This window comes from Micromonospora sp. NPDC048898, from assembly GCF_043198035.1.
In the GTDB taxonomy this organism is placed as follows: domain Bacteria; phylum Actinomycetota; class Actinomycetes; order Mycobacteriales; family Micromonosporaceae; genus Micromonospora.
On sequence record NZ_JBICUF010000002.1, the window covers coordinates 517,608 to 531,794 of the forward strand.

The 14,187-nt window shown below is 69.8% G+C and carries 14 protein-coding genes; 4 read left to right on the top strand and 10 right to left on the bottom strand.

Annotated features, from left to right (window positions below):
- Window positions 1–12 precede the first annotated feature (12 nt).
- A complete protein-coding gene (locus tag ACGFIQ_RS09100; protein WP_393241581.1) occupies window positions 13–876 on the bottom strand; it encodes a [LysW]-aminoadipate kinase in 864 nt (287 codons plus the stop codon).
- 20 nt (window positions 877–896) lie between these two features.
- Entirely contained in the window at window positions 897–1,928 is a 1,032-nt protein-coding gene (gene argC, locus ACGFIQ_RS09105; RefSeq protein ID WP_393241583.1) for an N-acetyl-gamma-glutamyl-phosphate reductase, read from the bottom strand.
- A gap of 270 nt (window positions 1,929–2,198) precedes the next feature.
- Between argC and rocD the strand changes: the two genes are divergently transcribed.
- Both rocD and ACGFIQ_RS09115 read left to right on the top strand, forming a co-directional pair.
- Complete coding sequence (rocD, locus tag ACGFIQ_RS09110; protein ID WP_393241586.1) at window positions 2,199–3,401, top strand: ornithine--oxo-acid transaminase; 1,203 nt, start codon at window positions 2,199–2,201, stop codon at window positions 3,399–3,401.
- Between the two features lie 52 nt (window positions 3,402–3,453).
- Window positions 3,454–4,212, top strand: a complete 759-nt coding sequence (locus ACGFIQ_RS09115; RefSeq protein ID WP_393241589.1) for an SDR family NAD(P)-dependent oxidoreductase — start codon at window positions 3,454–3,456, stop codon at window positions 4,210–4,212.
- Window positions 4,213–4,271: 59 nt separating this feature from the next.
- Here the strand turns inward: ACGFIQ_RS09115 and ACGFIQ_RS09120 are convergent, their stop codons facing one another.
- The 6 genes from ACGFIQ_RS09120 to ACGFIQ_RS09145 all read right to left on the bottom strand — a co-directional run bounded on the left by ACGFIQ_RS09120 (window position 4,272) and on the right by ACGFIQ_RS09145 (window position 9,110).
- A complete protein-coding gene (locus ACGFIQ_RS09120; protein WP_393241591.1) occupies window positions 4,272–4,922 on the bottom strand; it encodes a 4'-phosphopantetheinyl transferase family protein in 651 nt (216 codons plus the stop codon).
- 82 nt (window positions 4,923–5,004) lie between these two features.
- The gene (locus ACGFIQ_RS09125) at window positions 5,005–5,241 is read right to left on the bottom strand and encodes a hypothetical protein (protein ID WP_393241593.1); all 237 of its coding nucleotides are present in this window, start codon (window positions 5,239–5,241) and stop codon (window positions 5,005–5,007) included.
- A gap of 6 nt (window positions 5,242–5,247) precedes the next feature.
- A complete protein-coding gene (locus tag ACGFIQ_RS09130; RefSeq protein WP_393241595.1) occupies window positions 5,248–6,072 on the bottom strand; it encodes an aminoacyl--tRNA ligase-related protein in 825 nt (274 codons plus the stop codon).
- An 11-nt stretch (window positions 6,073–6,083) separates the two neighbouring features.
- On the bottom strand, window positions 6,084–6,959 hold the full coding sequence (locus tag ACGFIQ_RS09135) for a diiron oxygenase (RefSeq protein WP_393241598.1): 876 nt from the start codon (window positions 6,957–6,959) through the stop codon (window positions 6,084–6,086).
- 48 nt (window positions 6,960–7,007) lie between these two features.
- The gene (locus ACGFIQ_RS09140) at window positions 7,008–8,279 is read right to left on the bottom strand and encodes an ATP-grasp domain-containing protein (RefSeq protein WP_393241601.1); all 1,272 of its coding nucleotides are present in this window, start codon (window positions 8,277–8,279) and stop codon (window positions 7,008–7,010) included.
- A 30-nt stretch (window positions 8,280–8,309) separates the two neighbouring features.
- Window positions 8,310–9,110: an SAM-dependent methyltransferase gene (locus ACGFIQ_RS09145; protein ID WP_393241604.1), complete on the bottom strand. Its 801-nt coding sequence runs from the start codon at window positions 9,108–9,110 to the stop codon at window positions 8,310–8,312.
- Between the two features lie 260 nt (window positions 9,111–9,370).
- Between ACGFIQ_RS09145 and ACGFIQ_RS09150 the strand changes: the two genes are divergently transcribed.
- Together ACGFIQ_RS09150 and ACGFIQ_RS09155 are read left to right on the top strand one after the other, a co-directional pair.
- On the top strand, window positions 9,371–10,360 hold the full coding sequence (locus ACGFIQ_RS09150; protein ID WP_393241607.1) for an alpha/beta hydrolase: 990 nt from the start codon (window positions 9,371–9,373) through the stop codon (window positions 10,358–10,360).
- Window positions 10,361–10,560: 200 nt separating this feature from the next.
- Window positions 10,561–11,817, top strand: a complete 1,257-nt coding sequence (locus tag ACGFIQ_RS09155) for an MFS transporter (RefSeq protein ID WP_393241610.1) — start codon at window positions 10,561–10,563, stop codon at window positions 11,815–11,817.
- Window positions 11,818–11,888: 71 nt separating this feature from the next.
- Here ACGFIQ_RS09155 and ACGFIQ_RS09160 read toward each other — a convergent pair whose 3' ends face one another.
- Together ACGFIQ_RS09160 and ACGFIQ_RS09165 are read right to left on the bottom strand one after the other, a co-directional pair.
- Window positions 11,889–13,235, bottom strand: a complete 1,347-nt coding sequence (locus tag ACGFIQ_RS09160) for a hypothetical protein (protein WP_393241613.1) — start codon at window positions 13,233–13,235, stop codon at window positions 11,889–11,891.
- Window positions 13,236–13,273: 38 nt separating this feature from the next.
- Window positions 13,274–14,185, bottom strand: a complete 912-nt coding sequence (locus ACGFIQ_RS09165) for an ornithine cyclodeaminase family protein (RefSeq protein ID WP_393241616.1) — start codon at window positions 14,183–14,185, stop codon at window positions 13,274–13,276.
- Window positions 14,186–14,187 lie beyond the last annotated feature (2 nt).

Sequence of the window (14,187 nt, forward strand, 5' to 3'; positions counted from 1 at the left end):
GGTTCCTCCTGGTTATTCGTACGGCGCGTTCTTCGTGGCTACGGCCGTCGCGCGGGACAGGTGCACCGTGGTGCCCGCTCCCGCGATGGCCCGGCTGACGGGTTCGCGGGTGCGTCCGTCCGCGATGCGCACACTGGCGACGCCGCCGATGAGTGCCTCCCGCGCGGCGATGAGCTTCAGTGCCATGCCACCGGTGGCCGACCGCTCGGGCGATCCGGTCGGCGCCATCCGGTAGCTGGTCCACACACTGGTGGGGTCGTCCGGGTCGGCGAGCAAGCCGGGCGCACCGGTCAGCAACAACAGCTGGTCGGCGCCGAGCGCCGCGGCCAGCGCCGCGGCGGCGCGGTCGGCGTCGACGTTGACCGGGTATCCGTGCTCGTCGACGGCCGGCGGGGAGATGACCGGCACGAAGCCGGCGCGTAGCAGCGTCTCGGGCAGTTCTGTCCGCACCGTGGCAATCCGGCCGCTCTGGTTGTCCCGCACGAGGATGGTGCGTCCATCGACAACGGTCCGCACGGCGTTCTTGCGCCGGGCGAGCAGCATCGCGCCGTCCATACCCGTGAGGCCGACCGCCTTCACCCGGTGGCGGGCGAGCTGAGCCACCAAGGCCGGCTTGACCGCACCAGCCAGCGCGAGGACGACGACCTCGAGGGTGGCGGGATCGGTGTACCGCGTGGAAACCCCGTCCGGCGCGACAAGCGTGCGCTGCTCGACGCCGAGCCGGCCGGCGAGACGCTTGATCTCGCCGGAGCCGCCGTGCACGAGCACGACCGAGTGCCCTTCGCGGATGAGCCGGGCGACGTCGGCGCAGATGCCCGCGGCGTCCACGGCCGGGTTGCCCCCACATTTGACGACGGTCAGCGGTCTGGTGGTCACGGTTTCTCCTCGTCCGCGCTTCACAGCGGGTGCAGGCCCGGGAAGGTGAGGCCGAGTGCCTCGGGCCGGCCCATATGGATATTCAGGCATTGCAGAGCGTTGCCGGCGCCACCTTTGACCAGGTTGTCGAGCGCGGCCATGGTCGTCAGCCGGCCAGAGCGCTCATCGAGGGCATAGCCGACGTCGCAGTAGTTCGACCCCAGCAGGATCTTGGGATCGGGGTAGCGGAACGTGCCGCGCTGATGAGCGACGACGCGGACGAAAGGCTCTCCGGTGTACTGCGTACGGAACGCGCGGCGCACAGCCTGCTCGTCCACGCCGGGCCGCAAGGTGGCGTGGCAGATCGTCTGCACGCCGCGAACCGCCTCGACCCCGGTCGCGGTCATCGCGACCGGCAGCCCGAGGTGCCGGGCGATCTCGGCCTCGTGCCGATGGCCGGTCGGCGCGAACACGCGCATCGACCCGCTGCGCTCGGCGTGCAGATTGGCTTGCCCGGCGGTGGCGCCCGAGCCACTGGAACCCGTACGGGCATCGAACTGGGCGCCCCGCTCGAGGTCGATCAGGCCGTGCGCCACCAGGGGATACAGCGCGAGCACGCCGGCCGTGGCCATGCACCCGGGAACGCTGATCAGGTCCGCGGTCCGCAGTCGGTCACGGTGCAACTCGGGGAGCCCGGGTACGAATTCGTCCAGCAGGTGCGGGGCAGCGTGGTCGGCACCGTAGTAGCGCCGGAACGTCGCGCCGTCGCTCAGCCGGAAATCCCCGGTCAGGTCCAGGACGATCTTGGATTGCCGCCGCCATCGCTCGATCTGCGTCATCGCGCTCCGATGCGGCAGGGACAGGAACACCGCGTCGGACTCACCGAGTTGCTCCGCCGAACAGAAAACCATGTCGGTGGCGGACCGCAGGTTCGGGTGCACCCCGTCGACCCGCTTGCCGGGGAAACGGGAGGAAACCGCGCCGACCACCTCGATCTCAGGATGACCGATCAGCAGACGCAACAATTCTCCGCCGATATAACCGGCCGCACCGATCACCGCTACCCGGATCACGCGCACCCTCCTTTGCCGACTTATTCCGGACGCCTTACAGCCATGGATGCTACGGATGCGCCGGTCTGCTGCGCGTCCACGACAAGCGCAATCCCGAAGCGCCGGCTGTGCATTTTGATTACCCGCGGAATCCGGTAATCGTGGGGTTTAGCCGATGCGCGGAATGTCAGCCGCGCGCCTCTTTCGACATGCGTTGGCGGCGGACGCGCCGGCGCCGTCCAGCTCGTAGCTTCCCTAGTGGTGCGGTCCGGCTTCCGAAGGAGTATCGCCATGTTCGCGGACGTTCTATCCGTCCAGGATCATCTATCCCTCGCCGCGCGCTGGGGCGCGCACGACTCCGAGCCGTACCCCGTGGTGCTCGCGCAGGGGGAGGGCGCCTGGGTCACCGACGTGGACGGGCGCCGCCTGCTCGACTTCCACGGCGGCTATTCCGCGATCAACTTCGGCCACCGGCATCCTGCCCTGATCGCCGCGGCCAAGGCGCAGCTCGATCGGCTGACGTTGAGCACCCGGGCGTTCCACCACGACCAGTACGGACCGTTCTGCCAGGAGCTGGCCGAGCTGACCGGCACCGACATGGTCCTGCCGTCCAACTCCGGCAGCGAGGCCGTCGAGACGGCGTTGAAGATCGCCCGCAAATGGGCCTACCGGGTCAAGGGCGTTCCGGACGAGGCAGCCGAGATCATCGTGGCGGCCGACAACTTCCACGGCCGTACCGTGACCATCCTGTCGTTCTCGACGGACCCGCGGCACCGGGCCGGCTTCGGTCCTTTCACGCCGGGCTTCAAGGTGGTGCCGTACGGCGACATCGACGCGCTGCGCTCGGCGATCACCGCGAACACCGCGGCGGTGCTGCTGGAGTCGGTCCAGGGCCAGGTCGGCGTGATCGTCCCGCCGAAAGGTTATCTGGCCGACGTCCGCGCACTGTGCGACGACAACAACACGCTGTTCATCGCGGACGAGGTGCAGTGCGGGCTGGGGCGTACGGGCACCACGCTCGCGCTGGACCACGAGGGCGTCCGGGCGGACCTCTACACGCTCGGCAAGAGTCTGAGCGGTGGCCTGCTCCCGGTGTCCGCGGTGGTCGGCCGCGGCGACGTCCTCGGCCTGATCAAGCCCGGCGACCACGGCTCGACATTCGGCGGCAACCCGCTCGCGTGCGCGGTCGGGCGCGCGGCCATCCGCTTGCTGGCCACCGGGAAGTTCCAGGAGTGCTCCCGCGAGCTGGGCGCCTACCTGCACGCACGCCTCGACGAGCTGGACGGCGTCACCGAGGTCCGCGGGCGCGGTCTGTGGGCGGGCGTGCAGATCGACGAGCGACGGATCGCCGGGCGCCGGGTGACCGAGGAGCTCGCCGCGCGTGGCCTGCTCTGCACGGAGAGCAACGGACATCTGCGGGTGGCGCCACCGCTGGTCGTCACGCGCGAGGAGATCGACTTCGGCGTCCGCGTCATCGCCGACGTCCTGGCGTGATCGGCGCTCCGGCGGTGTGCCGGGAAGGACCATCGAGGGAGAGGGAGAACTGATGAGTGACTTCGCAGGACTGGCCGCCGTCGTCACGGGCGGCGCGCAGGGCATCGGCCTGGCCACCGCGAACCTGCTCAGCAGCAGGGGTGCCCGGGTCGCGGCGCTCGATCTGAAAACCGAGGGGCTGCCGGACCACATCTTCGGCGTACAGGCCGACGTCACCGACGACCTCCAGGTCAAGGCGGCCGTCGACGCGGTGGCCGAGCGGTTCGGCCGGCTCGACGTGGTGATCAACAACGCCGGGATCGGCGCCGTCGGTGATGTCACGGCGAACGGTGACGACGAGTGGCTACGCGTGCTCGACGTCAACGTGGTCGGCATGGTCCGGGTCGCCCGCCACGCGATGGCGCACCTGCGCCGCTCGCCGGCCGCCGCGATCGTCAACACCTGCTCGATCGTGGCGTGGGCCGGCGTGCAGCAGCGCGCGCTCTACTCGGCCAGCAAGGGCGCGATCCACGCGCTGACGCTGGCCATGGCGGCGGACCACGTCCGCGAGGGCATCCGGGTCAACTGTGTCGCCCCCGGTTCCGCCGACACCCCGTGGATCGGCCGGTCACTCGAACAGGCGCCGGATCCGGTGGCCGCGCGGGCCGCGCTCGAGGCGTTCCAGCCGACCGGCCGTCTGGTGACCGCCGACGAGGTGGCGGGAGCGATCGCGTACCTCGCGAGCCCGTTGTCGAGCGCCGTGGTGGGCACCATCCTCGCCGTGGACAACGGCATGCACGGTCTGCGGCTGCGGGCAATGAGCCCGGCGTAGGCCGGCAGGCGTACGAAGAAAGGCCGCTGGGGCGACCCCGCGGCCTTCTTGCGTGCCCGTCAGCAGGTGAGTTCGCGAACAAATGGCGCCGGCTCGGCGCCCAGGACCGCGAGCGACCCGACGTAGGGTGCAGGCAGCGGCAGGTCGTGGAGCGTGTAGTCCGCCGGGCGGCCAAGCTTCCCGGGCAGCGCCACCAGCGTCGTGCCGCGGACCTCGATGCCGGCCGGGTGGATCGCCAGTCCCCGCCCTGCTGCTTTGAGCACGGCTTCCTTGCGCGTCCACAGCCGGGCGAAACCGGCGTAGTCGCGGCAGGCGGCACGCTCCCGTTCACTCAGCGCCGCCGCCACCGGCTGTTCCCCGGCCGTGGTGTCCTCGACGTCGGCGCCCACACGCAGGCCGGAGACGGCGACCAGCGCAATCCCACCGGTGCGTGAGAGTGAGAAATCCGGGCTCGGGCCCTCGCCCGCCAGCGCCGGCTTGCCGTGCCCGGGATCGTGGCAGTGAGCACACACCCGGGTGAAGCGCAGCGCTGCCGGGTCCCAGCCCAGCCGGCGGCCGAGGACGAGCCGGGTCAGCACCCACCCCGCGAGGAAGCGCTGCCGGTCCGCCGCGAGCGGGATCCGGCGGCGGCGGGCGTGGTCATGGTCGTCCAGCAGCGCGGCGAGCCTCTCGGGCACCTGGTCGACGCGGGTGTACCAGACGTCGGTCACGTCGGCTTGCCTCCCCTGCAACGCCGTGATGGCCGCCGCTGCCGCGACGGCCACCGCTGCGGATGCGTCCGGATCCGCCGGGTCAGGCCGCCACCGTGAGGAACTTCTCGTTGATCCGCCCGAGCGTACGGAAATCGCTAATGTCCAGCGCGGCGATGTCGATCCGCTCGCCGGTCAGCGCCTCCAGCAGGCCGACGAACTCGAGGAACGAGACCGACGCGATGAGGCGCGACTCGATCAGATCGGTGTCCGGACCGATCTCTCCCTGCAGATCCGGGTGCTTGGACCGGATCCACTTGACGATTTCCTCCATACCCATGCCTTTCTAGATCGTCGACTCGTTGACCGCGGCGAGCGCATGCCCGGCGTCGCCGTGCACCTGCAGGAGGGCGTGGACCCAACGCTCCACGCCGAACGCCAGGCAGCCGCTGTAGGCCGGCTCGCCCTCGAAGGAGATTCCCAGCCGTTCGCCGAAGAAGTTGCGGTGCCGGTTGACCGAGGCGATGGCGGTCCGGTCGTCGGACAGGAACTCGAACTTCACCGGGTCCATCTGGTTGAGCAGCGAACGCGAGCCGCTGCCGAGATAGAACGGGTCGGTCGCCGGCTCGTGCAGCATCTTGATCCCGAGCTGCCCGGCCAGGCTCAGTACGATCTCGCGCGACCGGGCCAGGTGGTCCACCACGCCGGCCTGACTGCCGACGTAGAGCACCTCGCGCATGTGGAACGCGCGCAACCGGCGCAGACCGTCATAGTGGTCCTCGTTGCGGAAACACCGGCCGATCGAGGTGATGACCTCCGGGGCGGTGTAGGCCCGCTCGCCCAGCGACACGAGCAGGCCGTAACAAGTGGCCGTCGGCAGGCAGAAGCCGGTCGGGACGAGCTTGTGCCCGGGGGCCGGAACCGTGGCCTCACCCCGGGCCAGTTCCTCCCGGGCCTGCTCGTCGAGCACGGCGACGGGGAGCGCGAGGTGGGGGAAGTTGCGGAAGAAGTCGAGCCGCGCCAGATCTTGCACGGGCAGCAGCGCCGGGCCGGCCATCGGCCGGGCCACCAGCGTGGCCGCGATCTGCTGGAAACGGTCCTCGAGCGCATCGAACAGGGCGGCCTCGTCGGATTCGAGAACCGCGATTCCAGGGGCGACGAACGTCGGCATGGGGTCTCCTTTCAGTGGAACAGACCGATGCGCCGATAGAAGTTGGTGGTCCGCTCGGTGATCCGGGCGGTGATCGGCGCCCGCCCCGGATCGGCCAGCACCGCGGCCCGGAACCGCGCGGGCTCGGGGATGCCCGCGTCCTCGTAGGCGTCCCGGCTGCAGAGCATCTGGATGATCAGATCGATGTAGCCGCGCAGGTAGTGGCCGACCTCTTCGATCTCCTCGGCGGAATGCGTCCGCCGCACCTCGTCGAACAGCGCCGACACGAGCTTGCCGCCGAACGCGATGTGCCGGGACTCGTCGCGGTGGTGGATCCGGTTGACGTCGCGCACCGTGTCCGGGAGGTCCTCGTCGGCCGCCATCTTGGCGTTGAAGTAATCGCCGATCTGCTCGAACACGAGGATCTGGCTGAAGACGATGAAGTTGTTCATCTGCGGCGAGCGCTCGCCGGCCGGGAAGACCATCCGCCGGTCCGGATAGATACGACCGGCATAGCGCAGGCAGAACTCGGCGAAGAACCACATGTGCTCGTTCTCCTCACCGATGAAATGGTGGAAGTACGGCGTGGGGATCTCGTAGCCCGGCGTGTGGATGCGACGCATGACCTCGATGAGTAGTTCCCTGATGCCGTGGGCGATCAGGCTGTAGAGGTTGATGCTCTCCCACCGCGAGAGCTCCACCAGCTGCTCCGGGCTGAGCTGGCGCTCCGCCGCCGTGCCGTGCACGGAAAGCAACTCGCGGCTCATCCACAGATCTTTTGGCTCGATCGATTCTGGCCATTGGAATGTGCGGTATGGATTGTAATACTCGTCGACGGAGGCGTCGATAAGCCTGCTTACGGCCCGGGCGAACTCTTCCGTCCACTCAATCGTCGGCGCTGCGGACACGTGACCTCCGTAATAGGATCATTGGTTGACCGGACGACAGAACTGTTTTTACCGGGCACTGCCGGCGTAGAGATGCTCACGCTCGATCTCGCGCAACCTGTCGAAATCGGCGTTCAGCGTGGCGAGGTCGTCGGCGATGAGGAAGACGAACCCGGGCTGCGTCGCGAAATCGACGGTGCGCACCAGCGGGCGGCCCTCCGGATGCATGAGGACGGTGTGCGCCCACGAGGGCAGCGCGCGGACGGCGGACATCGCCTCGTCGGACGGCGCCACACCTTCGTCGGTGAGGTTGATGAGGTTGACGAAGCGAATGTGCCGCAGCAGCCGGAACACGCTGCTGGGCAGGCGCCTGACCGCCTCCGGCTCGGCCACCGACCGGGCGAGCAGATCGATCTGGTTGGCCGCCAGGCCACGGTCGAGGATCTCCGGGATCAGCCCGCCACCGATCCGCGCGGCGCACTCGACCAGGATCGGTCCCTCGGCGGTCAGCATGATCTCGGCGTGGCTGGCGCCGTTGCGGATCTCCAGCGCGTCGAGCACCTGGTAGCTGTAGGCCGCCAGTTTCCTGGCCTTGGGGTCGTCCGGGGACAGCGGCTGGGCGTAGTCGTGAACGGTGTGCCCGCCCTCGATCCGCCGCTTGTGGTACCGCCAGATCTCGACCGTGTGGTGGCCACCGTCCAGGCTCACCGTGTTGACGAAATACTCGTCACCGGCCAGGAACTCCTGGGCCAGCACCACCGTGTTCGGCTTGCCCACGCGGTCGTTGCCGCTGATGATCCGCTGGTAGGTGGCGCGCACCTCCTCGGCGGTGGCGCACACCACGACGTTGTCGCGGCCGGAGCTGGCCACCGGCTTCAGGACGACCGGATAGCCCGCGTACGAATCGGCCCACTCGATGACCTCGTCGACATCGGACGAGATGATGGTCGCCGCGTGCGAGACACCGGCGTCACGCAGCGCCAGAACCATCTCGTATTTGTTGCGTCGTGAACCCGGCCGCGTCATCCCGTTGCCGGGCGTGCCGAGCTCGGCGGAGAGCTGGTCGGTCAGCTCGACCCCGGATTCGCCACCGGCGATCACCCGGCTGACACCGCGCCGGCGAAGCTCGGCAGCGGTGGCGGCGACGTCGCCGTCGTGCCGGATGTCGTCGACGAAGCCGTCCGGGAACTTCGACTTCACCGCATGGATGTCGGGATGCGGGGAACGGACGTGCACGCACTCCACGCCGTACCGGTCCAGGGCGGGCACGAGCTGATGCCCGGCCGAATAGGCGTCGACCAACGCTACTCGCGTCGGCCGGCCGGGGGAGATCTCTGACATCCTCAATCACCTCGGAACGGGAACGGCCGGTCAGAGCGCCTTGCGCGCGACTCCGGCGTAGATGGGCAGATCGGGGTTCTCGTCGGCAGCCCCGTCGGCGCGATGCCACCGGGGCGCTGGCCCGACACCGGGCTCGACCAGGTCGAAGTCGCCGAAGAACGTGGTGAACTGCGACCGCGTTCGGGGATACATCTCCTCGGTGGCGCGTCGCAGCGCCTCGGTGCTGTTGCGGTCGTCCCACGGGATGTCGCCCGCGACGTGGGAGACGACGAGATAGCTGCCCGGCGGCAGGGCGTCCCGCAGGACCGCGGTGATCCGGGCCGGATCCGCTTCCTCGGGCACGAAATGCAGGACCGCGGCCAGGACGCAGGCCACCGGACGGCCGGAGTCGACCAACGCGCGGACGGCGGGCTGGGCCAGCAGCCGCTCGGGATCCCGGATGTCGCCCTGCACGAACGTGGCGCCCGGCTGTCCCGCGACGAGTTCCCGCGTACGCTCACCGACCGCCGCGTCGACGTCGCAATAGACGACGGAACCCGATGGGAACGCGGACAACACGGTCTCGTGCGTGTTGGGCGACAGCGGGAACCCGGAGCCGATGTCGATGAACTGGTCGACACCCTGCTCGGTCAGCCAGCGCACCGCCCGGGCCAGGAACGCGCGGTTCGCCCGCATCGCCGCGAGCAGATCGGGGGCCTGGAAATTGATCCAGGCGCCGGCCGCCCGGTCGGCGTCGAATCCACTCTCGCCCCCGATGAAGTAGTCATAGACACGGGCCGGGTCGGCATTGCTTTCTCTGGTGCGCTGCGTTGACATTTCTTCGGTGGTCATGGCGCTGTGCGCATCTCCTCGGGATCGTTTTTCGGTCGTACCGAATGAATGGTCTTCGGAAATGGTGGCGGTGCATCCAGCCTGGCATGAACGGCGCGGGGCCGGGATAAACGAGACGATGAGCCGAACCGTGGCGGGTCAACGCGACGTTTCGCCGCACCTGAGCTTGCCGCGGACGCGGACGGCGCCGGCCCGCCCGTAGCGTCGATTGCGGCGCGGGCTTCGACATGATGGCGCCGACGAATGCGAAGGGAGTGCAGATGCCGCTTCATCCGATCGCTGCGGGAATCAGGAACTACCGCCTCGCCACCGGGTTCGCGCCGCCCTACACGATGTCGCTAGACGAAGCCCGGGAGGCGGACCGGGTCACCGAGGCTGGCACCTGGGACTGGATCGAGGCGCCGGAAGAGGTGTCCGATCTGGAGATTCCCGGCCCGGGCGGCCCGCTCACCCTCCGGGTGTACCGCCCCCGCAACGACGGCGGCACCCCGCTTCCCGTGCTGGTGTACTTCTTCGGCGGCGGCTTCGTCGTCGGCTCGCTGCAGACATCGGACACCTTCTGCCGGGCGCTGTCCGGCATGGTGCCGTGCGTGGTCGTCTCCGTCGGCTACCGGCTGGCGCCCGAACATCCCTACCCGGCCGCGGTCGAGGACTGCTATGCCGCCGTGCAATGGGTGACGGCGAACGCGGCACGTCTCGGCGGCGACGGTGAGCGGGTCGCAGTCGGTGGCGACAGCAACGGCGGCACGCTGGCCGCCGCGGTCTCGCAGCTGGCCCGGGACAAGAACGGCCCGTCGATCGCCGCTCAGCTGCTCATCTACCCGGCGACGCAGCACAACTCGGCGACGAGGTCGATGCGGGACAACGACGATCCGATGTTCTTCAACGGGCGTTCGACGCTCTGGTTCTGGGATCTCTATCTCGCCGATCCCGCGGACGGCGCTTCGCCGTACGCCTCACCGCTCAACGCGACCGACCACGATCGGCTCCCGCCCGCGCTGATGATCACGGCCGAGTTCTGCCCGCTGCTCGACGAGGGCGAGGCGTATGCGAAGGCGCTCGCGCGGGCCGGCACGCCGACGGAGTACCACTGCTACCCGGACCTGCCGCACGGCTTCCTGGCCATGGCGGCGGTCCTCGACGTGGCCCGTGACGCGCTGGAGGTGATCACCGACTTCCTGCGCCGACAGTTGAACGCGGAGAAGTCGGCAGCGGAACTCGCTGACCTAATGAGACCAACCGAGAGCTGACAGAACCTGTCTGACGGACTCCCGGTCCGATAGCCGCCGGCGGGTGAGCACTCCGTTTTGACCTGGACCAAATGCGAGTCCTGAGCGCAGATCGTGCCCCTGCTGGTGGTCGGGAGACAGAATCGCTGATGGGATGTCGTGCCCGCCGCTGTTGGGCGAGAGCACTCGAGTCTGCGCTGCCCCTACGAGAGAGGTCTCAGGTGAGCGAATCCGAAGCAGTGACGGTTCACGCGGCTGCGGCTCCCGAGAGGGCCGGCAGCGGCCGCAACACCGCGGTCCTCGTCGGCTTCACGGCCGTGACCAGCATCGCCGACGGCGTGATGAAGATGGCCCTGCCGTTCCTGGCGGCCCACCTCACCGACTCACCCTTCGAAGTGACAGTGGTGTCGCTGACACTGACGCTGCCGTGGCTGCTGATAGCGCTGCACATCGGCGTGCTGGTCGACCGCTTCGACCGGCGGCTGCTGCTGTGGGTGGCGAACGCGATGCGGCTGGCCGCGATGGGCTGGCTGACCGCCTCCGCACTCGGCGACGGCGTCAAGCTGCATCAGCTGTTCATCAGCGGGGCGATCCTCGGCGTCGCCGAGGTCCTGGCCGCCACGTCCGCCGCCGCTCTGGTGCCCGCGGCGGTGCCGGAAGGGGGGCGGGAACGGGCCAACGCGTGGATGTTGGGCGCCGAGACCCTGGCGCTGGAGTTCGCCGGACCGTTCGTCGGCGGCCTGCTGCTGGCGATCGGCACCGCCTTCGCGCTCGGCGCCACCGGCGTCGCCTACGTGCTGGCGGCGCTCGTCCTGCTCCTGTTGGTGGGCCGGTTCCAGGCCACCCGATCCGCTGCGCGGACCGCACCCACGCGGGTCAGCAGCCGGATCGCCGAAGGGCTGCGGTTCATCTGGAAACACCGCTTGCTGCGCACTCTGATGCTGGTCGTCGCGGTCCTGAACGCCACCTGGAGTGCGTGGATGGCGCTGTTGCCGCTGTACGCTCGGGAGACGCTGGCGCTGAACCCGCGGCAGTACGGCATCGCGCTCAGCGCGCTCGGCATCGGCGGGCTGACCGGCACACTCGCGGTCTCGCGCGTCAACCGGCTGCTGGGCCCGCGCTGGGCCATGTTCGGCGCGCCGTGCGGCACCACCGCGATGGTCGCGTTGCCGGCGCTGACCACCACCGTGTGGGCGGTGGCCCTCGGCGCCTTCCTGGGCGGCGTCGGCAGTACGCTCTGGACGGTCAACGCGCGGACCATCTCCCAGCGACTGGTTCCCGACGAGATGCTCGGCCGGTTCAGCGCCACATTCCGTTTCTTCGCGTTCGGCGCGATGCCGCTGGGTGCCGCCGTCGTGGGCCTGCTGGCCGAGATCGCCGGCACCCGGTTCGCGTTCGGCGTGTTCGCCGCGGCCACGGTCGCGGTCATGGCGCCGTTCCTGCGCAACATCACCCGCTCGGTGCTGCTGCTGCCCTGACCCCGGCCCCCGCCCGCCGCATAGGTTCGGCCCCCTCCCGGTCCTCGGGAGGGGGCCGAACCGCCGGTGTGTCACGGACGCGTTTCCCCGACGGTGTGAAACCCGGAGCCGATCAGCGCGCCGCGGTCGAGGTTGAGCACGTCGAGCCCGCCGTCCACCGGCGCGCACCGGTTGAACAGGCCGCCGAACCCGCTGGCCAGCGTGACGACTCCCCAATTCACGATCCACGGCCGGGAGCTGCCGTCCGGCTCCGGGAAGGACTCGGCCTCGGGGTGGATCCGCTGCTGCACCACGTACGGACCGTCCACCGCGTCGAGCAGCAGCCGCCGCCATCGCGCCGCGTCGGTGTCCGGCGACCAGCCCGGCACCACGCCCATCCCGCCGTGCAGCAGCGTCGGCTTGAGAATCAGCTCCCCCTGCTCGGCGATCGCGTAGTCCAGCAGCGAGCCCTCGGTGCCGTCCGGCAGGCCGACGCGGCCCGCCGTGACCGAGGACGTCCACGGGATCAGGCGGTCGACGACGTCGAGCTCGCGCGCCGAGAACAGGTGCCGGTGGGAACGGTCGGCGAGCATACCGAGCGAGGCCTTGCTGCCGTGCAGCTCGGACTCCAAGGAGGTGAACATGCGGACCTCCCCACTCTCGAGCGCACCGAGCAGCGGTTCCAGCACCGCCTCGGTGTCATCCCCGGTGAGGTCCTCGATCAGGAACTGCCGGTAGACGACGTCGACGGCGCGGTCGCCCAGCCACAGCCGGCCGTCCCGCCGCTCGAGTTGCCCGGCGTGGCACGGATGGGCGTCCAAGCCGTGGGCGTTCCACCGTTTGCAGAGCGTGCTCATGTACGGCAAATTCTTTTCCAGGTACGCCGGCCACTCGACATGCGCGACGACCGGGCGCGCCGCGGGCGACAGCCCCATCTCGTGCCGGAACGTGCGGATGTGCTCGGCCAGCGTGTCCACATGCTCGAGCCCCTCGTCCGCGGCGAACCGGCTGAACTCCTCGTCCTCGAGGATGCCGCGGCAGATGTCGCCGCTGTCGAACCCGATCGTGCCGCCCAGGTTGTACTCCATCAGGCGGAAGCCGGTCCCGTCGTGGTAGAGATCCGCCCGGCCCATGCTGGTCGGGTCGTCCGGCGCGCCGGCGGAGCCGCGCTCGATCACGCGCGCCTGCGTCTTGCTCATCCCGTTCGCGCGCGCGAACGCGCCGAGGTCACCGCCGAACAGCAGGCCGGGAAGGCGGACGAGCGCGCCGCGCAGCACCTCCAGGTCCTGGCTCAGCTGCCGGAGTTCACCGGCGGCGAGGAAGACCGGGCGGGGCGCGTACCCGCCGTAGTAACCGTCGAGGTCTTTCGCGGAGACCGGGCCGACGGGCCGCCCGATCCGCTCCATGAATCTGTTGGTGATGGTGTGGTCGCGGCGCATCTCCGTAGCTCTCCTCTCCACCTCCGTCTTCGAGGCGGTCATCCGGTGTGGCCGAGCAACTGGGCACAGGTGATCAGGTCGAGGTAGGCACAGCCGGTGGAGGCGAAGACGGTTCGCTGCCGCGCGAAGCCGGCCGACCCGGGACCGGCCAGGACGCCGAGTTCCAAGGCCGCGGCGTGGCTCTCGCCGGCCTCGGCGATCGCCGTCGCCAGGTCCTCGACGATCACGACGCTGTCGCGCAGCATGGCGGCCGGCAGCTCGCGGGAGTCGGTGGTGTGCGCGCCCATGCAGTTGACGTGGACGTGGGCGGGCAGGTCGGACGAGATCGGCAGCGGGGTCGCCGAGGTGGTCGCGGTCGACAGGATGTCCACTCCCCTGCTGGCCTGCTCGGCCGAATCGCACACGACGACGTCGACGGGCGATCCGGCGGCTTCCGCCCGGGCGGTGATGTCACGAGCGAACGCCCCGGCCCGGCCCGGGTCGCGCGAGAAGACGCGCACCTCGGCGATGTCGCGCACCGCCGAGACGGCGAGGAACTGCTGCCGGGCCTGGACACCCGACCCGATGATGCCCAGGACCCGGCTGTCCGGCGCCGCGCACCGATCGGTCACCAACGCCGTCACCGCCGCGCACTTCAGGTTGGTGACGACCGCTCCGTCCAGGACGCCGAGGGAGCGGCCGGTGGCGGCCGCGAACGCCGGCACCAGCGCGGTGACGGTCGTGTCGCGGCCGGGAACGGGAGCCGCCACGATGGTGGCGACCTTGTTGATATAGAGATCGTGGTCCGGGGACATGGCCGGCATGGACAGGAACTTCGCACCGGCCGCGTCCTCGACGGTCACCCGCGGGGGCACCAGCATCCGGGCGACGGATCCGTTGCGCAGCGCGTCGCCCATCGCCGCCGCCAGTGAGCGGACGAGCGAGGGGGACGACGCGCTGTCCGCTTCCACGA

Bases quoted from the DNA above. Each gene is read 5' to 3' on its own strand.
- ACGFIQ_RS09115 (WP_393241589.1), top strand. From the start codon at position 3,454: ATGAGTGACTTCGCAGGACTGGCCGCCGTCGTCACGGGCGGCGCGCAG.
- ACGFIQ_RS09145 (WP_393241604.1), bottom strand. From the start codon at position 9,110: ATGACCACCGAAGAAATGTCAACGCAGCGCACCAGAGAAAGCAATGCC.
- ACGFIQ_RS09140 (WP_393241601.1), bottom strand. From the start codon at position 8,279: ATGTCAGAGATCTCCCCCGGCCGGCCGACGCGAGTAGCGTTGGTCGAC.
- ACGFIQ_RS09125 (WP_393241593.1), bottom strand. From the start codon at position 5,241: ATGGGTATGGAGGAAATCGTCAAGTGGATCCGGTCCAAGCACCCGGAT.
- ACGFIQ_RS09160 (WP_393241613.1), bottom strand. From the start codon at position 13,235: ATGCGCCGCGACCACACCATCACCAACAGATTCATGGAGCGGATCGGG.
- rocD (WP_393241586.1), top strand. From the start codon at position 2,199: ATGTTCGCGGACGTTCTATCCGTCCAGGATCATCTATCCCTCGCCGCG.
- ACGFIQ_RS09130 (WP_393241595.1), bottom strand. From the start codon at position 6,072: ATGCCGACGTTCGTCGCCCCTGGAATCGCGGTTCTCGAATCCGACGAG.
- ACGFIQ_RS09150 (WP_393241607.1), top strand. From the start codon at position 9,371: ATGCCGCTTCATCCGATCGCTGCGGGAATCAGGAACTACCGCCTCGCC.